General features: G+C 70.4%; 21 protein-coding genes. 6 read left to right on the top strand and 15 right to left on the bottom strand.

Features of this window, described 5'->3' with window-relative positions:
* Positions 1-964: 964 nt before the first annotated feature.
* Both ACFCV8_RS23065 and ACFCV8_RS23060 read right to left on the bottom strand, forming a co-directional pair.
* The gene (locus tag ACFCV8_RS23065; protein WP_376687300.1) at positions 965-1,402 is read right to left on the bottom strand and encodes a hypothetical protein; all 438 of its coding nucleotides are present in this window, start codon (positions 1,400-1,402) and stop codon (positions 965-967) included.
* A gap of 815 nt (positions 1,403-2,217) precedes the next feature.
* A complete protein-coding gene (locus ACFCV8_RS23060; RefSeq protein WP_376687311.1) occupies positions 2,218-3,375 on the bottom strand; it encodes an acyl-CoA dehydrogenase in 1,158 nt (385 codons plus the stop codon).
* 208 nt (positions 3,376-3,583) lie between these two features.
* Here ACFCV8_RS23060 and ACFCV8_RS23055 point away from each other — a divergent pair, with 208 nt between their 5' ends.
* Positions 3,584-4,927, top strand: a complete 1,344-nt coding sequence (locus tag ACFCV8_RS23055) for a UDP-glucose dehydrogenase family protein (protein WP_376687299.1) — start codon at positions 3,584-3,586, stop codon at positions 4,925-4,927.
* Positions 4,928-4,970: 43 nt separating this feature from the next.
* On the opposite strand, the gene ACFCV8_RS23050 is transcribed toward ACFCV8_RS23055, so the two are convergent.
* The gene (locus tag ACFCV8_RS23050; protein WP_376687298.1) at positions 4,971-5,480 is read right to left on the bottom strand and encodes a CGNR zinc finger domain-containing protein; all 510 of its coding nucleotides are present in this window, start codon (positions 5,478-5,480) and stop codon (positions 4,971-4,973) included.
* Between the two features lie 110 nt (positions 5,481-5,590).
* Between ACFCV8_RS23050 and ACFCV8_RS23045 the strand changes: the two genes are divergently transcribed.
* Positions 5,591-5,953 (top strand): VOC family protein, encoded by a 363-nt coding sequence (locus ACFCV8_RS23045; protein WP_376687297.1) that lies wholly within the window; start codon positions 5,591-5,593, stop codon positions 5,951-5,953.
* 40 nt (positions 5,954-5,993) lie between these two features.
* On the opposite strand, the gene ACFCV8_RS23040 is transcribed toward ACFCV8_RS23045, so the two are convergent.
* The 3 genes from ACFCV8_RS23040 to ACFCV8_RS23030 are packed head-to-tail and all read right to left on the bottom strand — an operon-like array spanning position 5,994 to position 8,917.
* Positions 5,994-7,196, bottom strand: coding sequence for a dipeptidase (locus ACFCV8_RS23040; protein WP_376687296.1), 1,203 nt, complete (start codon positions 7,194-7,196; stop codon positions 5,994-5,996).
* A gap of 42 nt (positions 7,197-7,238) precedes the next feature.
* Positions 7,239-7,769, bottom strand: a complete 531-nt coding sequence (gene purE / locus ACFCV8_RS23035; protein WP_376687295.1) for a 5-(carboxyamino)imidazole ribonucleotide mutase — start codon at positions 7,767-7,769, stop codon at positions 7,239-7,241.
* Positions 7,766-8,917 carry a 5-(carboxyamino)imidazole ribonucleotide synthase gene (locus ACFCV8_RS23030; protein WP_376687294.1) on the bottom strand — a complete coding sequence of 384 codons (1,152 nt, stop codon included), beginning with the start codon at positions 8,915-8,917 and terminating at the stop codon, positions 7,766-7,768. Before ACFCV8_RS23030 ends, purE begins: the two co-directional genes overlap by 4 nt.
* A 208-nt stretch (positions 8,918-9,125) precedes the next feature.
* Between ACFCV8_RS23030 and ACFCV8_RS23025 the strand changes: the two genes are divergently transcribed.
* A complete protein-coding gene (locus tag ACFCV8_RS23025; protein WP_376687293.1) occupies positions 9,126-9,656 on the top strand; it encodes a GtrA family protein in 531 nt (176 codons plus the stop codon).
* A gap of 18 nt (positions 9,657-9,674) precedes the next feature.
* On the opposite strand, the gene ACFCV8_RS23020 is transcribed toward ACFCV8_RS23025, so the two are convergent.
* The gene (locus ACFCV8_RS23020; RefSeq protein WP_376687292.1) at positions 9,675-10,940 is read right to left on the bottom strand and encodes an ATP-binding protein; all 1,266 of its coding nucleotides are present in this window, start codon (positions 10,938-10,940) and stop codon (positions 9,675-9,677) included.
* 41 nt (positions 10,941-10,981) lie between these two features.
* Entirely contained in the window at positions 10,982-11,659 is a 678-nt protein-coding gene (locus ACFCV8_RS23015) for a response regulator transcription factor (protein ID WP_352277000.1), read from the bottom strand.
* A gap of 492 nt (positions 11,660-12,151) precedes the next feature.
* Here ACFCV8_RS23015 and ACFCV8_RS23010 point away from each other — a divergent pair, with 492 nt between their 5' ends.
* The gene (locus ACFCV8_RS23010; RefSeq protein ID WP_376687291.1) at positions 12,152-13,642 is read left to right on the top strand and encodes a peptide MFS transporter; all 1,491 of its coding nucleotides are present in this window, start codon (positions 12,152-12,154) and stop codon (positions 13,640-13,642) included.
* Positions 13,643-13,757: 115 nt separating this feature from the next.
* On the opposite strand, the gene ACFCV8_RS23005 is transcribed toward ACFCV8_RS23010, so the two are convergent.
* The 6 genes from ACFCV8_RS23005 to ACFCV8_RS22980 form a co-directional block, all read right to left on the bottom strand.
* Positions 13,758-15,110 carry a hypothetical protein gene (locus ACFCV8_RS23005; protein ID WP_376687310.1) on the bottom strand — a complete coding sequence of 451 codons (1,353 nt, stop codon included), beginning with the start codon at positions 15,108-15,110 and terminating at the stop codon, positions 13,758-13,760.
* Between the two features lie 47 nt (positions 15,111-15,157).
* Positions 15,158-16,345 carry a hypothetical protein gene (locus tag ACFCV8_RS23000; RefSeq protein WP_376687290.1) on the bottom strand — a complete coding sequence of 396 codons (1,188 nt, stop codon included), beginning with the start codon at positions 16,343-16,345 and terminating at the stop codon, positions 15,158-15,160.
* Positions 16,342-17,304, bottom strand: a complete 963-nt coding sequence (locus ACFCV8_RS22995) for a hypothetical protein (protein WP_376687289.1) — start codon at positions 17,302-17,304, stop codon at positions 16,342-16,344. The genes ACFCV8_RS23000 and ACFCV8_RS22995 overlap by 4 nt, the downstream gene beginning before the upstream one ends.
* Positions 17,305-17,349: 45 nt before the next feature.
* Complete coding sequence (locus tag ACFCV8_RS22990; RefSeq protein ID WP_376687309.1) at positions 17,350-18,021, bottom strand: peptidase; 672 nt, start codon at positions 18,019-18,021, stop codon at positions 17,350-17,352.
* A gap of 164 nt (positions 18,022-18,185) precedes the next feature.
* Positions 18,186-18,701, bottom strand: a complete 516-nt coding sequence (locus ACFCV8_RS22985; protein ID WP_376687288.1) for an ATP-binding protein — start codon at positions 18,699-18,701, stop codon at positions 18,186-18,188.
* A 292-nt stretch (positions 18,702-18,993) separates the two neighbouring features.
* Positions 18,994-19,362, bottom strand: coding sequence for an STAS domain-containing protein (locus ACFCV8_RS22980; RefSeq protein ID WP_376687287.1), 369 nt, complete (start codon positions 19,360-19,362; stop codon positions 18,994-18,996).
* A 293-nt stretch (positions 19,363-19,655) separates the two neighbouring features.
* Between ACFCV8_RS22980 and ACFCV8_RS22975 the strand changes: the two genes are divergently transcribed.
* Positions 19,656-20,600, top strand: a complete 945-nt coding sequence (locus ACFCV8_RS22975; protein WP_376687286.1) for an RNA polymerase sigma factor SigF — start codon at positions 19,656-19,658, stop codon at positions 20,598-20,600.
* Positions 20,601-21,042: 442 nt separating this feature from the next.
* Positions 21,043-21,375 carry a hypothetical protein gene (locus ACFCV8_RS22970; protein WP_376687285.1) on the top strand — a complete coding sequence of 111 codons (333 nt, stop codon included), beginning with the start codon at positions 21,043-21,045 and terminating at the stop codon, positions 21,373-21,375.
* Positions 21,376-21,473: 98 nt separating this feature from the next.
* Here ACFCV8_RS22970 and hutI read toward each other — a convergent pair whose 3' ends face one another.
* Positions 21,474-22,646: an imidazolonepropionase gene (hutI, locus tag ACFCV8_RS22965; RefSeq protein WP_376687284.1), complete on the bottom strand. Its 1,173-nt coding sequence runs from the start codon at positions 22,644-22,646 to the stop codon at positions 21,474-21,476.
* Between the last annotated feature and the right edge of the window lie 94 nt (positions 22,647-22,740).

Below are 22,740 nucleotides of genomic sequence, written 5' to 3'. Positions count from 1 at the left end.
CGCCGATGACTCGGCGCCTGTCGACGTGGAGTGCATGAGCCACACCGGCCGATCGGGTCACGCCGGTTTCCGGCGCGTCCGGACCTCGTTCGCGATGGTGGTTCGCGCCGAGTAGAGCCCCCTGTTCCAAGAGTGGAATCCCTGAACTCCCGCCCGGAATGGGCGGCGGCACGACCCGTCCAGCGCGGCTGGTGAACAGTGTTGCCGAACAGCTGCGCTCGGGTGCTGACGTGTCGTACGGCTTCTACCTGGAACGCCCCTCGTATCTGTCCCTGGCAGTGGTGACTTGTTCCCCGAATCGCTCGAATGCTGAACTGGCCTGCCCAGTCGCATATTGATCAGAAACTCATGGGGTTCTCGTCCAGGACGTAGCGGACGTGCGGGCCGCCCGTATACGCCATGGTTTTTCATGATCCCCCCCAACCGATCGGAGCTGGCAGCTGGCTTCAACGGTCGAGCGGTGCCCTCCGAACGCGAGCGGCAAACTGACCGCCGCTAGATTCAATCCCTGAGTGCGGAGCCATCTCTCCTACTGGACATGTCCAACTGTTGGAGTGGCTGGGGTCCACCCAGACAGCCATTCCATTCAAAATCTTCGGCCTGGCTGGACGACTCGACCCTGGCACGACTGGGAGCCCGACTGCGAATAGCTCGACATAGGCATCAGGAATTCGATCGGCCAGAGAGCAGAGAATATTCTGTTCCGATGCTGAGGTATCCACTCTAAATCCACACCCCATACCCGAGCTGTCTTCAACCAGGACATCTGTGTAGCCGGGAGAGTCAGAGTCTTCAGTAAGGGTCACGTAGGGGATTTCTGCACCGTCCAGGTACAAATCGCGCAACACCAATTCGATCAGTCGTTCCAGCTCCGACATTCGAACCTCCTCATAGATCGCAGACAACACTGATGAGCGTAACGCCGGTGGTGGCGTTACGCTCATCGTCATGACCGCCGAGCAGGTCAGACCAGCGTGACGGTGAAGTCAAAACTAGTGTGGACCTTCCGAACGCCGCCGGCTATCGGGAATGTCTCATCTACGGAAAGTACGTAGTGTGACGTGTCCACCCTGAATGACGAATGGACCGTGTAGTTGGCGGGAACGCCCGGGTGACTGTCCTTGTAGCCGATCGACTTGCCATTCCTGGTCGCGGTGGCGACTTCATTCATTGGCCCCGTCGCGGCAGCCGAATGGTTTGTGTGCAGCTTGACGCTCCAAGCGAAGGTGAGCTTGCTCGAGGCGTATTTCACCTGACCGGTGAGGTGACTATCCTTACTGTCACCCGCATAGCTAGGATTTTGCGGTGTAAAGAAGTGGGTGGATGTTGCCTCAGGACCCTCCTCCGACACCTCGCCGCCCGTCACTGTCTCACTGAACGAGGTTGTGGTCAGCTCAACCACATAGTCACTACTCGGAGTGTCGGAAGCGTGAGCTGCTGGCGTCAAGGCCGAAAATGCAAGGCTGGCCAAAGCTGCCGCTAACGTAGTGCGGATTTTCCTCATTTAAACCCCCTGATGTACATGCATGTTCGAGTGGTCGAGATGGAATCTACCTACCGCGTCCCGAAATACGGCCATGAGTGTCAATGTGTGACGCATGCCACCTTCGAAATGCTCTTTGTTTTGCATTTGAGTGCAATGCCAAATCGCTTATCATTTGAGAAATTTGTGACCAATGTAATCAATCTGTCATTTGCGCCATTCATGGGGGGAGGGGTGCGCTCTCACGCATACTCGCACTCTTCACTTCGGGCGTAATGAGCCATTTCGCGAAATCGAGGGCATCCCACACTGAGTCAAGCAACTCAACGCGTTGGCGCCCCCGCTGGGATCTCCCCCGGCGGGGTATTTGCGCTACGCAGCATGGTGGGCCAATAGCGACCTCGGCACACCAGAGTCGAAGATTCCCCAGTCGGCCCGTAAGCCGCGAGAGAGCCGGTATGGACGACCCGCAACCCTGCTATTAATAGTCGAAGCAACGAAAAACCCCGGCTCGAAAGGGAACCGGGGCCTGTTCGGTCTGGCTGGAGCAGCGCGGGGAAGGGATTCATGTCCCCGAGCGGTTCGTGCGGGTCGGTGGCTGTTCTCAGCCTGGCATCCGCCCAGGATTCCCCCGGCATGCCGCCCGGGAACGGCCCTGATCGGGCCGCGACGGGCAGAAAGCCGAGGGTGTCCCACCGGATCTTCGAAACAGCTTCTGACCTGCGAAAACCCTGCTAGGGAAGGTTCCTCGCCATGACGATGCGCTGGACCTGGTTCGTACCCTCGTAGATCTGGGTGATCTTGGCGTCGCGCATCATGCGCTCCACCGGGTAGTCCCGGGTGTAGCCGTAGCCGCCGAGGAGCTGGACCGCGTCCGTGGTGACCTCCATCGCGACGTCGGAGGCGAAGCACTTGGCGGCGGCGCCGAAGAAGGTGAGGTCGCCGTCGACACGCTCGGACTTGGCGGCGGCGGAGTAGGTGAGCTGGCGGGCGGCCTCCAGCTTCATGGCCATGTCGGCGAGCATGAACTGGACGCCCTGGAAGTCGGCGATCGGCTTGCCGAACTGCTTGCGCTCCTTGACGTAGCCCTTGGCGTAGTCGAGGGCGCCCTGGGCGATGCCGAGGGCCTGGGCCGCGATGGTGATGCGGGTGTGGTCCAGGGTCTTCATCGCGGTGGCGAAGCCGGTGCCCTCCTCGCCGATCATGCGGTCGGCGGGGATGCGGACGTTGTCGAAGTACACCTCGCGGGTCGGCGAGCCCTTGATGCCGAGCTTCTTCTCCGGGGCGCCGAAGGAGACGCCCTCGTCCGACTTCTCGACGACGAAGGCGGAGATGCCCTTGGAGCGCTTGGCCGGGTCGGTGACGGCCATGACCGTGTAGTACTCGGAGACGCCCGCGTTGGTGATCCAGCGCTTCACGCCGTTGAGGACCCAGAAGTCGCCGTCGCGCACGGCCCGGGTCTTCATGCCCGCCGCGTCCGAACCCGCGTCGGGCTCGGAGAGGCAGTACGAGAACATCGCGTCGCCCTTGGCGAGCGGGCCCAGGTACTTCTTCTTCAGGGCCTCGGAGCCGGAGAGGATCACCGGGAGGGAGCCGAGCTTGTTCACGGCCGGGATGAGGGAGGAGGAGGCGCAGGCGCGGGCCACCTCCTCGATCACGATGACCGTGGCGAGGGCGTCGGCGCCCGCGCCGCCGTACTCCTCGGGTACGTGGACCGCGTGCAGGTCCGCCGCGGTCAGGGCGTCCAGCGCCTCCTGCGGGAAGCGCGCCTCCTCGTCGACCGCCGCGGCGTGCGGGGCGATCTTCGCCTCGGCGAGCGCTCGCACCGTCTCGCGGAGCAGATCGTGCTCCTCGGCCGGACGGTACAGGTCGAAATCGGTCGAACCCGCCAAGACGCTCACTCCCCAGACGCTAACTACCGTTAAGTAACCCAATTTTAGGCCGCCCCGCCCGCGATGGCCTACGCAAAGCCCGCGTGAGCTTCATGACAGGGGTCCGGAAGAGGGGCGCCGGGGCGTGCGGGCGGGCGGAATCCGGGCCTTCGCAAGCAGGACTATGCTCGTTCACCGCACGTCTGTCCGCATCTCCCAGGAGCACTTCATGGCCCTCAGGATCACTGTGATCGGCACCGGCTACCTCGGCGCCACCCACGCCGCGGCCATGGCGGAGCTGGGGTTCGAAGTGCTCGGCTACGACGTCGTCGCCGAGAAGATCGAGATGCTGGGCACCGGCACGGTCCCGATGTACGAACCGGGCCTGGAGGAGCTGCTGCGCAAGCACGTCGCGGGCATCGAGGGCTCCACCGGGCGGCTGCGGTTCACCACCTCGCCCAAGGAGGTGGCGGACTTCGGCGACGTGCACTTCGTCTGCGTGAACACTCCGCAGAAGCACGGCGAGTACGCCTGCGACATGAGCTACGTGGACTCCGCGTTCGAGTCGCTGGCCCCGCACCTGACCCGGCCCGCCCTGGTCGTCGGGAAGTCGACCGTCCCGGTGGGTTCGGCGGCCCGGCTCGCGGAGCGGCTGGCGGAGCTGGCCCCGGCGGGCTCCGGCGCGGAGCTGGCCTGGAACCCGGAGTTCCTGCGCGAGGGCTTCGCGGTGCAGGACACCCTGCACCCGGACCGGATCGTCGTCGGTGTGGCGAGCGAGCGCGCCGAGAAGCTGCTGCGCGAGGTGTACGCGACGCCGGTCGCCGAGGGCTCGCCGTTCGTGGTGACGGACTTCCCGACCGCCGAACTGGTGAAGACCGCGGCCAATTCCTTCCTGGCCACGAAGATCTCGTTCATCAACGCCATGGCGGAGGTCTGCGAGGCCGCCGGCGGCGACGTGGCGAAGCTGGCCGAGGCGATCGGCCACGACGAGCGGATCGGCTCGAAGTTCCTGCGGGCCGGGATCGGCTTCGGCGGCGGCTGCCTGCCGAAGGACATCCGGGCGTTCATGGCGCGCGCCGGTGAACTGGGCGCGGACCAGGCGCTGACCTTCCTCCGCGAGGTGGACTCGGTCAACATGCGGCGCCGCGGTCACATGGTGGAGCTGGCCCGGGAGGCCGTCGGCGGCGACTCGTTCCTCGGCAAGCGGGTGGCGGTGCTGGGCGCGACGTTCAAGCCCGACTCGGACGACGTACGGGACTCCCCGGCGCTGAACGTGGCCGGGCAGATCCAGCTGCAGGGCGGCCAGGTCACGGTCTTCGACCCGAAGGGCATGGAGAACGCCCGGCGGCTCTTCCCGACCCTGGGATACGCGGAGACGGCGCTGGACGCGGTGCGCGGCGCGGACGTGGTGCTGCACCTGACGGAGTGGCGGGAGTTCCGGGAGCTGGACCCGGAGGTGCTCGGCGAGGCCGTGTCGCACCGGATCGTCCTGGACGGGCGGAACGCACTCGACGCCGGCCTGTGGCGCGCGGCCGGCTGGACGTACCGGGCCATGGGCCGTCCGACGGCCTGAACCTGAACCGGAACCGGAACCGGGCGGCGCGGCCGTCCGGTTCTCAGCCGCGCTTCGCGCGGTAGGTGCGCATCTTGGCGCGGGCGCCGCACACCGCCATGGAGCACCAGCGGCGGCGCCCCGCCGGGCTGCGGTCGTAGTAGGCCCACCGGCAGTCCTCCGCCTCGCAGGCCTTGAGCCGGGCCCAGGTGCCGTCGGCCGCGGCCCGGGCGATGGCGGAGGCCACGCGGGCGGTCAGCCCGGCCGGGTCGGCGACGGGGCACAGCGCGGCGGCGCCCGCCGCGTCCACGGTGACCCGTAGCGGCGCCTCGGCGAGCAGCCGGTCCAGCGGGGACGCGGCACTGTGCGGCGGGCGGTGACCCGCGTGGGCGAGACAGGCGGTACGGAGCGCCTCGCGCAGGGCGCGGGCGTCCGGGACCTCGGCCTCGGTGAGGCCGAATTCGGCGCGGCCGTCCGCCGTGTCGAGCCGGTCCGCGCCCGTCTCGACGTCCAGCGTGTTGACCAGGGCCTCGATCAGCGCGAGCGCCCCGGGCGCGGCGTCCTTCTCACTCATGTTCCTTCTCAATCATGGTTGCGACGTTACCTCCCATGCGGCAGCATGCAGTAACGGTTACCGGTTGAGCCGATATGGCGGTAACCGCGTTTCGAGGGGAGGACTGTGTCATGGCTGTCGCCACATTGGGTTCCGTCGTTCTGGACTGTCCCGACCCGGCCGCGCTCGCCGCGTTCTACGCGGGGCTGCTGGGCGGGGAGGTCGTGCCGGGCGGGGACGACTGGGTGGAGCTGACCGGGGCCGGGGGCACGGTGATCGCCTTCCAGGCCGCGCCCGGCTTCGTACCGCCGCGGTGGCCGAGCCCGGAGGCCTCGCAGCAGTTCCATCTGGACCTGACCGTGCCGGATCTGGACGCGGCGGAGAAGGAGGCGCTGGCGCTGGGCGCGACCGTGCTGGACGCGGCCGACCGGGAGCGGACCTTCCGGGTGTACGCGGACCCCGCGGGGCACCCGTTCTGCCTCTGCGCCTGCTAGCGAAGGGGCCGGGGCGCCCTCGGGGGGCGCCCCGTGCCGCTCAGCCGGCCTGCCGGGGGTGGTCGAGCTGCTCGATCGTGGCGTGCGAGGGGCCGCGGCGGGCGCTCAGGTCGCGCGCCACGTCCTCGGCGTCGCGCAGGACCCGTACGGCGTTGCGCCAGGTGAGCTTGGCGAGGTCGGTGGCGGACCAGCCGCGGCGGAGCAGCTCCGCGACCAGGTTCGGGTATCCGGCGACGTCCCGGAGGCCGTCCGGGAGGAAGGCCGTGCCGTCGTAGTCGCCGCCGATGCCGATGTGGTCGATCCCGGCGGCCTCGCGCATGTGGTCGAGGTGGTCGGCGATGGTCGCCACGGTGGCCACCGGGCGCGGGTTGGCCGCCTCGAAGGCCGCGTGGAGCTCCATGGCCCGTGCGGTGGTGTCGAGGTGGTGCAGCCCGTGGGCACGCAGGTTCTCGTCCGCGGCCAGCGTCCAGGCGACGGCCTCCGGCAGGACGAACTTCGGCACGAAGGTGGCCATGGCGATGCCCCCGTTGGCGGGGAGCCGGCCGAGGACGTCGTCGGGGATGTTGCGCGGGTGGTCGCAGACCGCGCGCGAGGAGGAGTGCGAGAAGATCACCGGCGCGGTGGAGGTGTCCAGCGCGTCGCGCATGGTGGAGGCGGCCACGTGGGAGAGGTCGACCAGCATGCCGGTGCGGTTCATCTCGCGCACGACCTCGTGGCCGAAGGGCGAGAGGCCGCCGACACCCGGTTCGTCGGTCGCCGAGTCCGCCCACGCGATGTTGTCGTTGTGGGTGAGCGTCATGTAGCGGACACCCAGCGCGTGCAGGCCGCGCAGGGTGCCCAGCGAGTTGTTGATGGAGTGGCCGCCCTCGGCGCCCATCAGTGAGGCGATGCGGCCCTCGGCGCGGGCCGCCTCCATGTCGTCGGCGGTCAGTGCGCGCCGCAGGTCGGCGGGGTACCGGGCGAGCAGCTCGGTGACGACGTCGATCTGTTCCAGGGTGGCGCTGACGGCCTCGTCGCCCGCCATGTCGGTCCGCACGTAGACGGACCAGAACTGGGCGCCGACGCCGCCCGCGCGCAGCCGGGGGATGTCGGTGTGCAGGTGGGCGGACTGGTCGCCGGCGATGTCGCGGGCGTCGAGGTCGTAACCGACCTGTTCGCGCAGCGCCCACGGCAGGTCGTTGTGACCGTCGGCCACGGGGTACTCGGCGAGGAGCTCCCTCGCCCGCTCCAGCTGCTGATCCACTGCTCTCCCCCTGCTCCTCGAAGCCACTTGCCGAAGCCGAGGCTACTTGCCGAAGCCGAAGGCGTCGGCGCCCTTGACCTTGCTGCGCAGGCGCTTGCCCTTCTCCGTCGCCTGGTCGTTCAGATCCTGCTGGAACTCCCGCATCCGGGCCAGCAGCTCGCCGTCGTGGGCGGCGAGGATGCGGGCGGCGAGCAGGCCCGCGTTGCGCGCGCCGCCGACCGAGACGGTCGCGACCGGCACCCCGGCGGGCATCTGCACGATGGAGAGCAGGCTGTCCATGCCGTCCAGGTACTTCAGCGGCACCGGCACGCCGATGACCGGCAGCGGGGTGACGGAGGCGAGCATGCCCGGCAGGTGGGCGGCGCCGCCCGCGCCCGCGATGACCGCCTTGAGGCCGCGGTCCGCCGCGTGCTCGCCGTACGCGATCATCTCGTGCGGCATGCGGTGGGCGGAGACGACGTCGACCTCGTAGGGGATCTCGAACTCGTCGAGGGCCTTGGCCGCTGCTTCCATGACGGGCCAGTCCGAGTCCGAGCCCATGACGATGCCGACGAGCGGCGCGGGGGAGGTCATTCGGTGATCGTTCCTCGCAGGTAGTCGGCCGCGTGGCGGGCGCGCTCCCGCACGTCCGCCAGGTCGTCGCCGTAGGTGTTGACGTGTCCGACCTTGCGGCCGGGCTTCACGTCCTTTCCGTACATGTGGATCTTGAGCTGCGGGTCCCGGGCCATGCAGTGCAGGTAGCCCTGGTACATGTCCGGGTAGTCGCCGCCGAGGACGTTGCACATGACCGTCCAGGCCGCGCGCGGGCGGGGGTCGCCGAGCGGGAGATCGAGCACGGCCCGGACGTGGTTGGCGAACTGCGAGGTGATCGCGCCGTCCTGGGTCCAGTGGCCGGAGTTGTGCGGGCGCATGGCCAGCTCGTTGACGAGGATGCCGGGCTTCCCGTCGGGGCCGCGGGTCTCGAAGAGCTCGACCGCGAGGTGGCCGACGACACCGAGCTCGGCGGCGATCCGCAGGGCCAGCTGCTGGGCCTCGCCGGCCAGGGTCTCGTCCAGCCCGGGGGCGGGGGCGATGACCGTGTCGCAGACGCCGTCGACCTGGATCGACTCGACGACCGGGTAGGCGACGGCCTGGCCGTGCGGCGAGCGGACGATGTTGGCCGCCAGCTCCCGTACGAAGTCGACCTTCTCCTCCGCGAGGACCGCGACCCCGGCCCGGAAGGGCTCGGCCGCGTCGGCCTCGGAGCGGACCACCCAGACGCCCTTGCCGTCGTAGCCGCCGCGGACCGTCTTGAGGACGACGGGGAAACCGCCGGTCTCCTCGGCGAAGGCGGCCACGTCGGCCGGGTCCTTCACGATGCGGTGGCGGGGGCAGGGCGCGCCGATCTCGGTGAGCTTCGCGCGCATCACCCCCTTGTCCTGGGCGTGCACCAGCGCGTCGGGGCCGGGGCGCACGGGGATGCCGTCCGCCTCCAGGGCCCGCAGGTGCTCGGTGGGCACGTGCTCGTGATCGAAGGTGATCACGTCACAGCCGCGCGCGAAGGCGCGCAGCGTGTCCAGGTCGCGATAGTCGCCCACGACGACTTCGCTCACCACCTGGGCCGCCGAGTCCTGGGCGGTGTCGCTGAGGAGCTTGAACTTGATGCCGAGGGGGATGCCCGCCTCGTGGGTCATACGGGCGAGCTGACCGCCACCGACCATGCCGACTACCGGGAACGTCACTCGTCCAGGGTATCTGCCGCCCCCGCGGGCCTCCGACGACGCCCTGCGGACCCCGACGCGGCGGCGCTGTGTCACGGCATGGCCACATCCCGCACAACGCCCGGGGGCGGCCCGGTGGCGGGCTGGTTAGCATGACCGGGTTGACGAAGTTGACGTACACGGCAGACAGACGACAGACGCGATACGACGGACGGGCTGAGCGATCACCATGGGCGAGCGGGGCGCATTGCGGGCACGGCTGGAGCTGCTGGCCCGGGAGGTCGCCAAGTTCGGCGTGGTCGGGGCGGTCGGCCTGGTGGTCAACATCGTGGTGTCCAACCTGCTCTGGCGCTACACCGACATCCCGACCGTACGGGCCGGTCTGCTGGCCACCCTCGTCGCCGTCCTCGGCAACTACCTCGGCTTCCGCTACTGGACCTACCGGGACCGCGACAAGAGCGGCCGCACCCGGGAGCTGACGCTGTTCCTGCTGTTCAGCGCGGTGGGAGCGGTCATCGAGACCGGTGTGCTGTACGTGGCGACGTACGGGTTCGGGTGGAACACCCCGGTCCAGAGCAACGTCTTCAAGATCCTCGGGATCGGCATCGCGACCCTGTTCCGCTTCTGGTCCTACCGGACGTGGGTGTTCAAGGCCCTGCCCGCCGCGAAACCCGCCGCGGAGCCCGTCGCGAGCGGGTCCGGGGTGCTGAAGCAGGGCCGCGCGGAGCGGGTCGCGGCCGATGCGGCGGTACGGCGGTAACCGCACGACCCGGGGTGCTCAGCGCACCGGGCGTTCCGGTTCCTGCCGGTTCAGGGCCGTCCGGCTGAGGAAGAGGGCGAAGACCGCGGGCTGCTGCTGGAGCAGTTCGAGGCGGCCGCCGTCCGCCTCCGCGAGGTCCCGGGCCACGGCGAGGCCGATGCCCGTGGAGTTGCGGCCGCTGATCGTCCGCTCGAAGATCCGGGCGCCCAGGTCGGGAGGCACGCCGGGGCCCTCGTCCGTGACCTCGATGACGGCCTGGTTGCCGGTGACCCTGGTACGCAGGGCGACCGTGCCGCCGCCGTGCATGAGGGAGTTCTCGATGAGCGCGGCCAGCACCTGGGCGACCGCGCCCGGGGTGCCGACCGCCTGGAGCCCCTGCTTGCCGGAGCGGACGATGGCCCGGCCCGCGCTGCGGTAGGCCGGGCGCCACTCCTCGATCTGCTGCTTGACGACCTCGTCGAGGTCGAAGACGACGGCGGAGCCGGTACGCGGGTCGCGGGCGTTGGTCAGCAGCCGCTCCACCACGTCGGTGAGCCGCTCGACCTGGGTGAGGGCGATGTTCGCCTCCTCCTTCACCGTCTCCGGGTCGTCGGTGACCGAGATCTCCTCGATCCGCATGGAGAGCGCGGTGAGCGGGGTGCGGAGCTGGTGCGAGGCGTCGGCGGCCAGTCGGCGCTCGGCGGTGAGCATCCGGGCGATCCGCTCGGCGGAGGCGTCCAGGACGTCGGCGACCCGGTCCAGCTCCGGCACCCCGTACCGCTTGTGGCGCGGGCGCGGGTCGCCGGAGCCGAGGCGCTCGGCGGTCTCGGCCAGGTCGGTCAGCGGTGAGGCGAGCCGGTTGGCCTGGCGTACGGCCAGGAGCACGGCGGAGACGATGGCCAGCAGGGCCACCGCACCAATGATCATCAGCGTGCGGCCGACCTCCCGGGTGACCGCCGAGCGGGACTCCTCGACCGTGACCCGCTCGCCGCGCTCCCCCTCGGCCGTGCTGCTGATCACACTGCCGGACGGCTGCACGCCGAGCTCGATGGGGGCCCGGCCAGGGATCTTGACCAGGGCGTATCGCTTGCTGACGATCTGCTGGGAGAGCAGCGCCGAGGTGATCCGCTCGTCCTCCAGGAGGCGGCTCTCCACGACGCTTATCAGCCGCAGCGCCTCGGAGTCGACGCTCTCCTGGGCGCTGTTGCTGATGGTGCGGGTCTCGACGATGACGAGGGATACGCCGAAGACGCCGATCACCACGAGCACCACGGCGAGCGTGGAATTGATCAGTCTGCGGCGCATGGCTCCCGGTCGCTTCTTCCGTCGGTGGTTTCGCCCCGGGGTCAGCTCTTCTCGAAGCGGAAGCCGACGCCCCGCACGGTCGCGATGTAGCGGGGGTTGGCGGCGTCGTCGCCGAGCTTCTTGCGGAGCCAGGAGATGTGCATGTCGAGGGTCTTGGTCGACGACCACCAGGTGGTGTCCCAGACCTCGCGCATCAACTGGTCGCGGGTGACGACCCGGCCGGCGTCGCGGACCAGGACCCGCAGCAGGTCGAACTCCTTGGCGGTGAGCTGGAGTTCCTCCTCGCCCATCCAGGCACGGTGCGACTCGACGTCGATCCGGACGCCGTGCGTGGCGGGCTGCGGCGCGGGCTCGGCGGCACCGCGGCGGAGCAGGGCCCGGACGCGGGCGAGCAGTTCGGCGAGGCGGAAGGGCTTGGTGACGTAGTCGTCGGCGCCGGCGTCGAGACCGACGACGGTGTCGACCTCGTCGGCCCGGGCGGTCAGCACCAGGATCGGCACGGCGTGGCCCTCGGCGCGGAGCCTGCGGGCCACTTCGAGGCCGTCCATCCCGGGCAGTCCCAGATCCAGTACGACCAGGTCGATTCCGCCCTGGAGACCGGCGTCGAGCGCGGTCGGACCGTCTTCGCGGACCTCGACCTCGTATCCCTCCCGCCGGAGGGCGCGGGCCAGTGGCTCCGAGATGGATGCGTCGTCCTCGGCGAGCAGTACACGGGTCATGGACTGATGGTAGTCCGCGCGGGGCCGCTGCCGGGAGGTGATCCAGAAGCCCTGCGGGTCTGCGTGACCAGTCAATAAACACCTTCGAATGTGCGATTACGGTTCCCTCCTGGCCTGTGATCCATCTCTCAAGTCCTTTCATATCGGGCGCTGTCGTGCCGTATGGTGGCTTGACGCCTGTTGCACGACTCAAGGACCCTTGGGCAGCTTTTAGCGCCGAGGGTCCCTTTTGTTGGCCGGCTGGTACCCGCCAGTCGTGGGCTTCAGTGAATGACCTGTGGCCGGGCCCGGAACGCGAGGATGCGTGCCGGGCGTGGATCCCGGCGCGGTCGGTCCCCGTCCCTTCCGTCCGGTCCCCCGTGGATCCGGCGGACGGGCCGGCAACCCCTCCCGGGCGTGGGGGGCGGGACCGCCGCGCGCCGGTGCCGGCCTCCCCCCACCGGGCGCACCACGCTCACAAGGCGTCGCGTCCCGAGCACACAAGGATCGACCATGGCGTCCAGCCTGACGAAGGACCCGGCCAGTACTTCTGGTCCGGAGAAGACCTTCTTCGGCCACCCCCGCGGCCTGGCCACTCTCTTCATGACCGAGATGTGGGAGCGCTTCAGCTTCTACGGCATGAGGGCCCTGCTTCCGCTGTACCTGGTCTCCGGGTCCGGCCTGCACATGAACGCGGCCACGGCCACCTCGATCTACTCCATCTACATGGCGATGGTGTACCTGCTCGCCATGCCCGGCGGCTGGTTCGGCGACCGGGTCTGGGGGCCGCGCAGGACGGTCACCGTCTCGGCCTCGATCATCATGCTGGGCCACCTGACGCTCGCCCTGCCCGGCACCGGCACCTTCTTCGCCGGTCTGGCGCTGGTCGCGCTCGGCTCGGGGCTGCTGAAGGCCAACATCTCGACGATGGTCGGCCACCTGTACAAGGGTCCGGACGACCCGCGCCGTGACGGTGGCTTCACCGTCTTCTACATGGGCATCAACCTCGGTGCCTTCGCCGCGCCGCTGATCATCGGCACCGTCGGCGAGAAGGTGAACTGGCACCTCGGCTTCGCCATCGCCGCGGTCGGCATGGCGCTGGGCCTGGCCCAGTTCCTCATCGGCACCCGCCACCTCAACCCGCGCAGCAGCGTCGTACCGAAGCCGCTGTCGGACCAGGAGCGCCGCTCCACGCTGCGCAAGGGCCTGATCTGGCTGGCCGTCGCCGTCGTCTTCTACGGTGCGGTCGTCGCCGCCGACCTCTACACGCTGAACTGGGCGCTGGTCCCGATCACCGTCGCCGGTCTGGTGATCCCGATCACGGTACTGGTGCGGATCAAGCGCGACCGCGACCTGTCGAAGACCGAGCAGTCGAAGATGTCTGGCTACATCTGGTTCTTCGTCGCGGCCGCCGTGTTCTGGATGATCTACGACCAGGGCGGCTCCACGCTGTCGCTGTTCGGCGAGTCCTCCACCACCAACAGCGTGCTGGGCCTGGACTTCCCGACCTCCTGGTACCAGACGATCAACCCGGTCTTCATCATGGCGCTGGCCCCGGTCGTCGCCTGGATATGGCTGGCGCTGAACCGGCGCGGCAAGGAGCCGAGCACGGTCGTCAAGTTCGGCTCGGGCCTCTTCCTGGTCGGCGTCTCCTTCTTCGTCTTCATGCTGCCGCTGACCATGGCCTCGGACGGCGACAAGGTCAGCCCGATGTGGCTGGTGTCGATCTACTTCCTGCAGACCGTCGGTGAGCTCTGCCTCTCCCCGGTCGGCCTGTCGGTCACCACGAAGATGGCCCCGGCGAAGTACGGCAGCCAGATGATGGGTGTCTGGTTCCTCGCGGTCACCGCGGGCGACTGCACCACCAGCCTGCTCTCGCTGGCGGGTGTGAACCTGAACAAGACCGGGATCGTGGCCGTGGAGGCGGCGCTGGCCGTGGTCGCCGCGTTCGCGATCTGGATGTACCGCAAGAAGGTCAGCGCGCTCATGGGCGACGTGCGCTGACGCACGCCCCTCGCGTACGCGGGGCCCGCCGCACCGTCGCAGTCGAGACGGTGCTGCGGGCCCCGCGGCGTTTCCCGTGGTCCGCGGGTCCGCGCCCGTTACGGGAACCGGGTCGTCACCGGGCGCCGCGCAGCCTGCGCCACGGGGTGAAGGTGAAGACCGCGCCGCCGAGCAGGATCGCGGTGCCCGCGACCAGGCCGAGGGCACGCAGGGTGCCGGTGTCCTCGGCCCCGGTGGCCGCCAGCCCGCCGCCGGAGGCGGTGCCGCCGGCCGCCGAGCCGGAGGCGCCGGAGGAGCCCGCGGTGGCGGAGCCGGTGGCGCCGCCCTCCTGGGCGGTGGTGTCGAGCGCCAGCGACACGGCCGCCGAGCCCTTCACCTTGCACGGGATGCTGAGCTTCTGGCCGCCCAGGGTGACGTCGATCGTCAGGGTGCCGGGGCTGAGGGTGGACTTGCCGGACGCGCCGGGCTTGTACGTACCGGTCATGTCGGCCAGGTCGACCGGCTTGCCCAGCTTCAGCGGTTCGGTGTTGGCGGGTCCGGTGACCTTCACCGAGCCCTTGTCGGAGCCGCCGAGGGCGACGTCCATGGACGGCTTGAGCGCACCGGCGGGCAGGTCGGCCGGGCTGTCCATCACGCCCTTGGCCGTCTTGACCGTCAGGGCGTAGCTCCCCCCGCTCTTCTTGGCGTTGATCGTCACCTTGGAGCCGATGTCGGCCGGTCCCGGGGAGGCGCAGGTGAAGCGGACGGCGACCTCCTTGCCGGGGAAGTCGGTCTGGCCGCTGCCGCCGCCGGAACCCGAGGTGGAGCCGGAGGAGCCGCCCGAGGTACTGCCGGAGGTACTGCCGCCCGAGGTGGTCGAGCCGGAGGTCGTACCGCCCGCCGTCGTGGAGCCGGAAGTGGTGCCGCCCGCCGTCGTACCGCCGGTGGTGGAGCCGGAGGTCGTGCCGCCGGTCGTCGAACCGCCGCCTTCCGTGACCTTGATGGTCGCGCCCGGCTGCACGGCCTCCTTCGGGGCGCACTTGGTGTCCGTGGAGATCGGCTTGGAGACGTTGATGCTGTACGCGTCCGGCGTCAGCGTGATCTCACCGGCCTTCTCCAGCTTCAGCGTGCCCTTCATGTCGGGCAGCACCATGGCGCTGTTCTTCGGGATCGGCGGGTTCTGCCGCGGCCCTTCCATCTGGACGGTGCCGGTGGCGGCGCCGCCCACCTTCAGGGTGCCGGTGGGCTTGACCGTGTCCTGGCCCAGATCGATCATGTCGGGGTTCTTGGAAGCGGCCTGGACCGTCTTCCAGACCACCTCGACGGTGTCCCCGACCTTCGCCTCGGCGGGCGCGGTCAGCTGCACCTGGGTGGTGCCCTCCACGGGCGGCAGCCCGGAAATGGGCGGCGGAATGCACTCCGTGGCGTACGAGACGTCGGCGGCCTGGGCCGGACTCGCGGCCAGCAGCATGCCCGCGCCGCCGAGCATCATCGCGACCCCGGCCGCGACGGTCCTGCGTTGCGTCCGTTGCGTCCTCACGAATGTCCCTTCGTCGTCGGTCTGTTCTCTGACGGTGCGGAATCGGGGGTGAACCACGGCAGCGCGGCCGTGGTGGTGGCCGGGGAGCCGGCGGGTCCGGTGTGTCCGGCAGGTTCGGCGGGTTCGGCGGGTTCGGTGAGTTCGGTGTGTCCGGCGGGTTCGGTGGGTCCCTTGCGCCTGCCGGACCGGGCAGGGGCTCCGCGCTTCGGTCCGCGCTTCGGCGCGGGCTTCGGCGCGGGCTTCGGGGTGCGCCTCGCGGGATGTCCGGCGCGGGGCCGTACCTTGTCGACGACGGCCATGCCGATCCGGAACACGGCGGCCGGCACGACCAGGCACAGCAGGACCCAGAAGAGCGTGACGCCCCAGGGACGGCCGACCCCCCAGGGCTGTTCGGCCAGTACCTTTCCGCCGTACCGCAACAACACCTGGTAGTCGCCGTGGGCGCCCGCCGTCAGCTCGACCGGGAGTTCGACCCGCGCCTTGCCGCCGGACGGGATGGTGCCCCGCCACTGCTGCTCCTCCCACTGCGGGGCGAAGACACCGTGCGCGGTGCCGATCCCGAAGACCGGGTCCTTGACCGGGGTGGAGCCCAGGTTGCCCACGGTGAGGACCAGCCGCCGGGCTGGCGGGGCGCCGAACCAGGTGAGTACCCCGCTCCCGCCCTCCAGCCGGGTGGTGGCGAGCACCGCGAGGCGGCCGCCCCCGTCCTCCTTCGGCAGCGCCGCGATCGGGTGCCCGGCCACGACGAACGCGGCGTCGGCGGTGGCGGGTTCGCCGGTGACGGTCGCGACGTGCACCACACAGGGGCAGGGCACCGGCGGCTCGGCGACCGGCAGTTTCTTCCGGAAGGCGCCCCGGGCGTCGGTGGTCACCGCCAGGCCCTCGGCGTTGGCGCAGGAGTTGGTGCCGCCGATCACTCCCCGGTCGGTGGTGGACCGGCCGCAGATCAGCATCATCAGCAGAGCCCCGGACCGCCAGCCGCGGCCCTTCACGGTGATCTCGCCGCCCTTGCCCGCCTGCTGCTTCGAGAGGGAGACCGCGGGTTTCGCGTCCGCGGCGACCGCCGTGGCCGCGGGCAGCACCGGGAGAACGGTCAGTAGCGCCATGAGCAGCGCGGCGCAGAGCGCGGCGGGCCGGTGGTGCGCGCCGCCGCGGGGTGCCGCCGGTCCGGCCTGTCCAGTCACGATTCCGCTCCCGCCTTCGCCACGTGGCTGCTCCTGGGGTCCTGTCGGTCGTTCGGCCGCGGTCGTTCCCCGCCGTCCGGGCGCCGCCCGCGTACCCGCCTGCGGTTCAGGGCGTACGCGCCCGCGCCCGCGCCGGTCAGGAGCAGCAGCGCACCGGCGGTCAGCGGCGCCCACGGCACGAAGACCGCGCGCGCCGTCGCCCCGCCGCGCGCCGCCCCGTCCGCCGTGGTGACGTCCAGCCGTACGGTGGTCCGGTCGAACGCGGGGCGGTCCTGCCACGGCTCGGTGAGCCGGACCCGTTGGCCGGGCCGTACCCGTACCGGAAGGGCGCGGGCCCCGCGCCGCAGCAGCGTCCCGAACACCCCGTCGGCGTGGACCGCGAGCCTCGGTTCCAGGGCCGTGTTGCCCCGGTTGACCAGCGTGTAGTGGATGAGCCGCCCGGACACGGCGACGTCCTCCACGGTGAGCGCGGCCAGGGTCGGCCCGGCGACCCGCAGCCGGACCCGCACGTCCGCCGAGCGGCCGCCGCCGCGCACCTCGATCGCGCCGGGGTGCTCGCCGGGCACCGCGGTGTCCGGCACCGCCACGGTGAACGGCACATCGGCCCGGGTGCGCGCCGGGACGGTGACCTCGGCGGCGGCCGTGCGCAGCCGCCCCCCGATGCCCGAACCGGTCAGCCGCACGGTCACCGGGGACCGGCCCGGGTTGGTGACGGAGAGCCCGTCGTGCAGCACGGCCCCGGGCGGGCCCTCCAGGTAGACGTACGGTCTGCCGCCCGTGCCGGAGCCGTTCACCGCGGGCCGCGCCGTCCACGGGGCGGCGGCCGGCGGCGCGGACGGGCCCGGCCCGGCACCGGCCGCGGGGACCGGGGCGGGGCCGAGGGCGAGAACGAGGGCGCACAGCGGTACGGCGAGGGCGCGGCGGACGGGGTGACCGGGCGGCGGCATGGGCGGCGGCATGGGCGGCTCCCTGGGCGGAGGGGACTGCGGCGACGGGCTCGGGGCTCAGCGGCCCTCGGCCGCCCGGCCGCGCCGGGTGAGCCAGAGCACCCCGGCCGCACCGGTCAGCAGCACCGTGCCGCCGAGCGTGCCGAGGGCCACCGCCGAGTCGAGCGGGCCGGTCTTCGGGAGCTGTTCGCCCCCACCGCCGGAGCCGGAACCGGAGCCGCCCGCGGCCGTCACGTCGAGCGTGAGCGAGGGGCCCGGGTTGTTGCCGGGGGTGCAGGTCGTCGTCGTACCCAGCGCCTTGATGGTGAGCACTCCGGCGGTGAAGTCGACCTTGCCGCTCTTCTTCGGGGTGTACGTACCCGACAGGTCGCTGATCTTGATGGGGGTGTTGGCGGGTATCGCGGCGGAGTTCGACGGGCCGGAGACCTGGACCTGGCCGGAATCGGCGCCGCCCACCCTGATGACGGCACTGGGGTTCATCGCGCCCTTGCCCAGTTCGACGGGGCTGGAGGAGACGCCCTTCTGGAAGGACATCGTCAGCCGGTAGCCCCCGCCGCTCTTGACGCTCTTGATGTCGATGGGTGAGACGGCGGCCTTGTCGCCGATCGGGGTCTTGCACTTGTAGTCGACGTCCACGACCGTGGCGTGGGCGGCGGGTGCGGCCATCAGCACCACCGTGCCCGCCAGCGCGGACGCCAGCGCGAGAGCTGTTCGCTTCTGGTAGGACACCTGAGTTCCCCTCATGCCGGTAGTCGCCGCACGCGCCGGTTGCCGCCGACGCAATTTCTGACGACACATCAGATCGGGCGCTCAAGGTACGCCCGGCGCCTTGTGGAGGGAAGACAAAGAGCGCGCCGATCCGGCGCGCTCCTCGACGGTGTGGTGAACGGGGCCTACGCGGGCGCGGCCAGCTCCGCCCAGACGGTCTTGCCGGGCCTTCCGGGCACCCGCAGGACGCCCCAGTCCAGACAGAGCCGCTGCACGATGAACATGCCGTGCCCCCCGGGCCGCCCGGCGCGGTGCGGCGTACGGGGCGCGGGCTGCCCGGCGCCCGCGTCGACGACCTCCACCCGCAGCGCCTTCGCCGTGCGGGCGATCCGGATCTCCTCGGGGCCCTCGGCGTGCAGGCAGGCGTTGGTGACCAGCTCGGAGACGACCAGCAGGACGTCCTCGGCGGCGGCGCGGGCGTCCGCGCCGGAGGCGGGCAGCCAGCCCCATTCGTACAGCGACTGCCGGGCGAAGTCCCGGGCGGTGGGAACGACTCCGGGGACGCCGCGCAGCGCAAGGGTGCGCCACTGCCGCTCGGCCGGCTCGGGTGCGGGTGCGGCGGCACTGGCCTCCGCGTCCACGCCGGCGTCCTGCGGCTCACGGCCGAAGTCGCCCGGCGGATGCTGCCGGGTGGTGCTCATCAGCGCTTCACCTCACCGATTCGCCATGGCGCCGCCGAGACAGCTCGACGGTTCCAGTCGCTGTTGCCGTTGCCGTTGCCGTTGTCATTGCCCTTGGTGCCGTTGCACGCGCGGCCACGGACGTGGATACGGGTACGGGCACGGACGGGCACCGGCACGAAGCACCCGGGACGTCCATGACCCCACCGGATCTCTTCTGCCCGGCCGAATCGTGACAACACCCGCTTCGTCCGCGCGGATCGCGTGACGCGGGCGACACCAGGGGCGCCCGGGACCACGCCACGCGTCCCGGTCACGTCTCCAGGGCCGCTTCCAGGGAGTCGTGGAGGGTGAAGACCGCCTCGGCGCCCGTGATCTCGAAGACCCGCGCCACCACCGGCAGCATTCCGGCGAGATGGACCCCTCCCCCGGCGGCCTCCGCCTTCAGGCGGGCGCCGAGCAGCACGTTGAGCCCGGTGGAATCACAGAACTCCAGCCCCGAGCAGTCGACCACCAGGCGCGCCCGGCCCTGCTCGACCGCGCGCTCCAGGGGCTCCCGCAGGAGATCCGCCGTGTGGTGGTCCAGCTCGCCCACGGGCGTCACGACCTCGCTGCGCCCTTCGGTCCGGACCCCGACCTGAAGTCGACCCCGACTCGCACTGCCGACCGTCCCGCGGTCCATGCCGCCCCTTCGCCGTTCGTCACCGCCCGCGCCGCTGTGTGCACGGATGCGTATGTGCTGTCTCTGACGTTCTTGAAACATTACGCGGTCCGCACCCGATCTGTGTGCCACGCGATACCCAAGGACCCCAACAAACCGGACATAAAGCAACAATTGGCGCTTGTAACTGGCTGTCCGGAACGGGTAAGGGTAGAGAACACCCACCCGACACGACCGGCTTCGGAGGCGCCGCTTCACCGCAGGCACACGTATGGGCATCGGCAGCCATATGCCGAGAACGATGGAGGAGACCCATGTCACCCCGGCTCGACGGAACGCGTTCCCCCGGCGCGACGTCAGCATGTCCCCAGGAACCGGCCCCGGCGGACTCCCCCGCCGCGGACACCCTTACCGCGAACACTCTTGCCGCGGACTCCCCCGCCGCGAGCGACGGCCTCGAAGGGCTTCCCGAGATCCCGCCGTTCGACGAGGTGGATCCGGTGGACGCCAGGGCGCTGTCCAAGACGCTCTTCGCGCGGCTGGAATCACTCGAAGAGGGCACCCACGAGTACGCGTACGTACGCAACACGCTCGTCGAACTGAACCTGGCGCTGGTCCGGTTCGCCGCCTCCCGGTTCCGCTCCCGCAGCGAACCGATGGAGGACATCGTCCAGGTCGGCACGATCGGCCTAATCAAGGCGATCGACCGGTTCGAACTCAGTCGCGGCGTGGAGTTCCCCACCTTCGCGATGCCGACCATCGTCGGCGAGATAAAGCGTTTCTTCCGTGACACCAGCTGGTCCGTGCGCGTCCCGCGCCGACTCCAGGAACTCCGGCTCGACCTGGCCAAGGCGGGCGACGAGCTCGCCCAGCGACTGGACCGTTCGCCCACCGTGGGCGAGCTCGCCGACCGCCTCGGCATCACCCGCGACGAAGTCGTCGAGGGCATGGCCGCGAGCAACGCGTACACCGCGAGCTCGCTGGACGCCAAACCCGAGGAGAACGAGCACGAGGGCGCACTGGCGGACCGGATCGGCTACGAGGACCACGGGCTGGAGGGCATCGAGTACGTCGAGTCCCTGAAGCCGATGATCGCGTGCCTGCCGGGCCGCGAACGCCGCATCCTCTCCCTGCGGTTCGTCGCCAACATGACGCAGTCGGAGATCGGCGAGGAGCTGGGCATCTCGCAGATGCACGTGTCCCGACTGCTCTCCCGCACGCTGGTCAGACTCCGCAAGGGACTGACGCTGGAGGAGTGAACGGCCTCACCGCGCGCCACGCACACGGAAGGGCCCGCCCCCCGGCACCAGCCATGAAAGGACGGGTCCTTCCGCGCGCCCGGGGACAGACCCCACCTCCGCCCCCGGCGCCCGGGAGCGGCGATTCCGGCAGCGCGATCGCGCCCCATCACCTCCTACAGCAGCGTGAGTTGACCCGCCGTTCGGAAACTCGGTCACGGGGAATCACCGCCCCGGCCACCGGGATCGCCAGGCTGAACGAACTCTCCAACTCACCTTCTTTTCCATCCATTTGTTCCCATCTGATCGATAACCGACTAATGGTCTAGACAATCAATAGATATATATGTTTGTATCTCTTGCTTTGCCGAAGGCCCTGCCCTCCGCCGACGACCTGGGCGGACGGCGGGCCGGGCAAAGGGAGAAGCAGGTGAAGACGAGCAAGTTCTAGGAGCCGTGCAGGATGTTCGCGCTGACAGCGCTGCTGACGCAGCTGACGCTCGTCCTCGTCCACCGGTCGAGGAACAAGCTCCGTTCCAGGCCCGGCCCGCGCGCGCTCCACACCGGTCTGTGCCTGGTGGGCATCGCGGCCGGCTGGCTGGCCATCGGCCGTCCGGAGATCACCTGGGACGACGTACCCCTCGTACTCCTCAGCGGTCTGCTGGTCACCGTCGAGGCTGCGGACGCGGCGGTGAAGCTCGGTGCGCCCCGCTGGGCGGACAAGGCGCTGTGCCTGCTCTGCGGGGCCGCGGCGGCGACGTGGATGGCGCCGGGGTGGATTCCCTGGGCCCAGTAGCACTCGGTTCGGACCCCGGCCGTATTCGGCCCGCCGTGAAGAACGCGCCGCCCGGCATCGTGCCGGGCGGCGCGTTCGCGTGTGCTGCGCCGGACGGGTCAGACGGTTCGGACGCCCCGGCTCCAGACCGCGTGGACCAGCGGGACGCCCGGCCGGTAGGCCAGGTGGACGTGGCTGGGCGCGTCCAGGAGCACCAGGTCGGCGCGGGCACCTGGGGCGATGCGGCCGATGTCCGTACGGCGCAGGGCCGCGGCGCCGCCCGCGGTGGCGGACCAGAGGGCCTCGTCCGGCGTCATGCCCATGTCGCGTACGGCGAGGGCGATGCAGAAGGGCACGGAGGAGGTGAACGACGAGCCCGGGTTGCAGTCCGTGGAGAGGGCGACGGTGACGCCCGCGTCGAGCAGGCGGCGGGCGTCCGGCCAGGCGGCGCGGGTGGAGAACTCGGCGCCGGGGAGCAGGGTGGCGACGGTGGTGCCCTGGGCCAGGGCGTCGACGTCGGCGTCGGTGAGGTGGGTGCAGTGGTCGGCGGAGGCGGCACCGAGTTCCACGGCGAGCTGGACGCCGGGGCCGGGGCCGAGCTGGTTGGCGTGGACGCGGGGGTGCAGGCCCTTCGCCATGCCCGCGGTGAGGATCGCGCGGGCCTGGTCGCCGTCGAAGGCGCCCCGCTCGCAGAAGACGTCGACCCAACGGGCGTACGGGGCACAGGCGTCGAGCATCTTTCCGGTGACCAGGTCGACGTATCCGGCCGGGTCGTCGGCGTGGTCCGCGGGGACGACGTGGGCGCCGAGGTAGGTGACCTCCTCGGTGTGCCGGGCGGCGATGCGCAGGGCGCGGGCCTCGTCCTCGACGGTGAGCCCGTAGCCGGACTTGGTCTCCAGGGTGGTGGTGCCCTGGCGCAGCGCCTCGGCGAGGTAGCGGGTGACGTTGGCGTCGAGTTCCTCGTCGGTGGCGGCGCGGGTGGCGGCGACCGTGGTCCTGATGCCGCCGGCGCTGTACGCGCGGCCGGACATCCGGGCGTTGAACTCCTCGGTGCGGTCGCCCGCGAACACCAGGTGGGAGTGGGAGTCGACGAAGCCGGGGATCATGGCCCGGCCGCCCGCGTCGACGGTGTTGTCAGTGGCGGGTGCTTTGCTTGATTCACCGGTCCAGACGACCCGGTCGTCCTCGATGACGACGGCCGCGTCCCTGATCGGTCCCAGGGGGGATTCCGCGCCGCGGGAGGGGTCGTTGGTGATCAGGGTGGCGATGTGGGTGATGGCGGTCGTCGTCATCGGGGGGCTGTTCTCCTCGCGGGGGTCCGGCGTCAGCGGTGGAGTGCGGCGATGGCGGAGGCCAGCGCCGTGGGTACGTCCGCGACGAGCGCGT

It is taken from the genome of Streptomyces sp. NPDC056347, from assembly GCF_042262625.1.
Classification (GTDB): Bacteria; Actinomycetota; Actinomycetes; order Streptomycetales; family Streptomycetaceae; genus Streptomyces.
Note: the sequence above shows the minus strand (reverse complement) of the source record. Positions and strands in the feature narration are given on the sequence as shown.

Excerpts from the sequence above, each read along its gene's own strand:
- ACFCV8_RS23025 (WP_376687293.1), top strand. The coding sequence starts at position 9,126 with ATGGGCGAGCGGGGCGCATTGCGGGCACGGCTGGAGCTGCTGGCCCGG.
- ACFCV8_RS22970 (WP_376687285.1), top strand. The coding sequence starts at position 21,043 with ATGTTCGCGCTGACAGCGCTGCTGACGCAGCTGACGCTCGTCCTCGTC.
- ACFCV8_RS23055 (WP_376687299.1), top strand. The coding sequence starts at position 3,584 with ATGGCCCTCAGGATCACTGTGATCGGCACCGGCTACCTCGGCGCCACC.
- ACFCV8_RS22975 (WP_376687286.1), top strand. The coding sequence starts at position 19,656 with ATGTCACCCCGGCTCGACGGAACGCGTTCCCCCGGCGCGACGTCAGCA.
- ACFCV8_RS23010 (WP_376687291.1), top strand. The coding sequence starts at position 12,152 with ATGGCGTCCAGCCTGACGAAGGACCCGGCCAGTACTTCTGGTCCGGAG.
- ACFCV8_RS23015 (WP_352277000.1), bottom strand. The coding sequence starts at position 11,659 with ATGACCCGTGTACTGCTCGCCGAGGACGACGCATCCATCTCGGAGCCA.
- ACFCV8_RS23045 (WP_376687297.1), top strand. The coding sequence starts at position 5,591 with ATGGCTGTCGCCACATTGGGTTCCGTCGTTCTGGACTGTCCCGACCCG.
- ACFCV8_RS23050 (WP_376687298.1), bottom strand. The coding sequence starts at position 5,480 with ATGAGTGAGAAGGACGCCGCGCCCGGGGCGCTCGCGCTGATCGAGGCC.
- ACFCV8_RS22980 (WP_376687287.1), bottom strand. The coding sequence starts at position 19,362 with ATGGACCGCGGGACGGTCGGCAGTGCGAGTCGGGGTCGACTTCAGGTC.
- hutI (WP_376687284.1), bottom strand. The coding sequence starts at position 22,646 with ATGACGACGACCGCCATCACCCACATCGCCACCCTGATCACCAACGAC.
- purE (WP_376687295.1), bottom strand. The coding sequence starts at position 7,769 with ATGACCTCCCCCGCGCCGCTCGTCGGCATCGTCATGGGCTCGGACTCG.
- ACFCV8_RS22995 (WP_376687289.1), bottom strand. The coding sequence starts at position 17,304 with ATGCCGCCGCCCATGCCGCCGCCCGGTCACCCCGTCCGCCGCGCCCTC.
- ACFCV8_RS22985 (WP_376687288.1), bottom strand. The coding sequence starts at position 18,701 with ATGAGCACCACCCGGCAGCATCCGCCGGGCGACTTCGGCCGTGAGCCG.
- ACFCV8_RS23005 (WP_376687310.1), bottom strand. The coding sequence starts at position 15,110 with ATGCTCGGCGGCGCGGGCATGCTGCTGGCCGCGAGTCCGGCCCAGGCC.
- ACFCV8_RS23020 (WP_376687292.1), bottom strand. The coding sequence starts at position 10,940 with ATGCGCCGCAGACTGATCAATTCCACGCTCGCCGTGGTGCTCGTGGTG.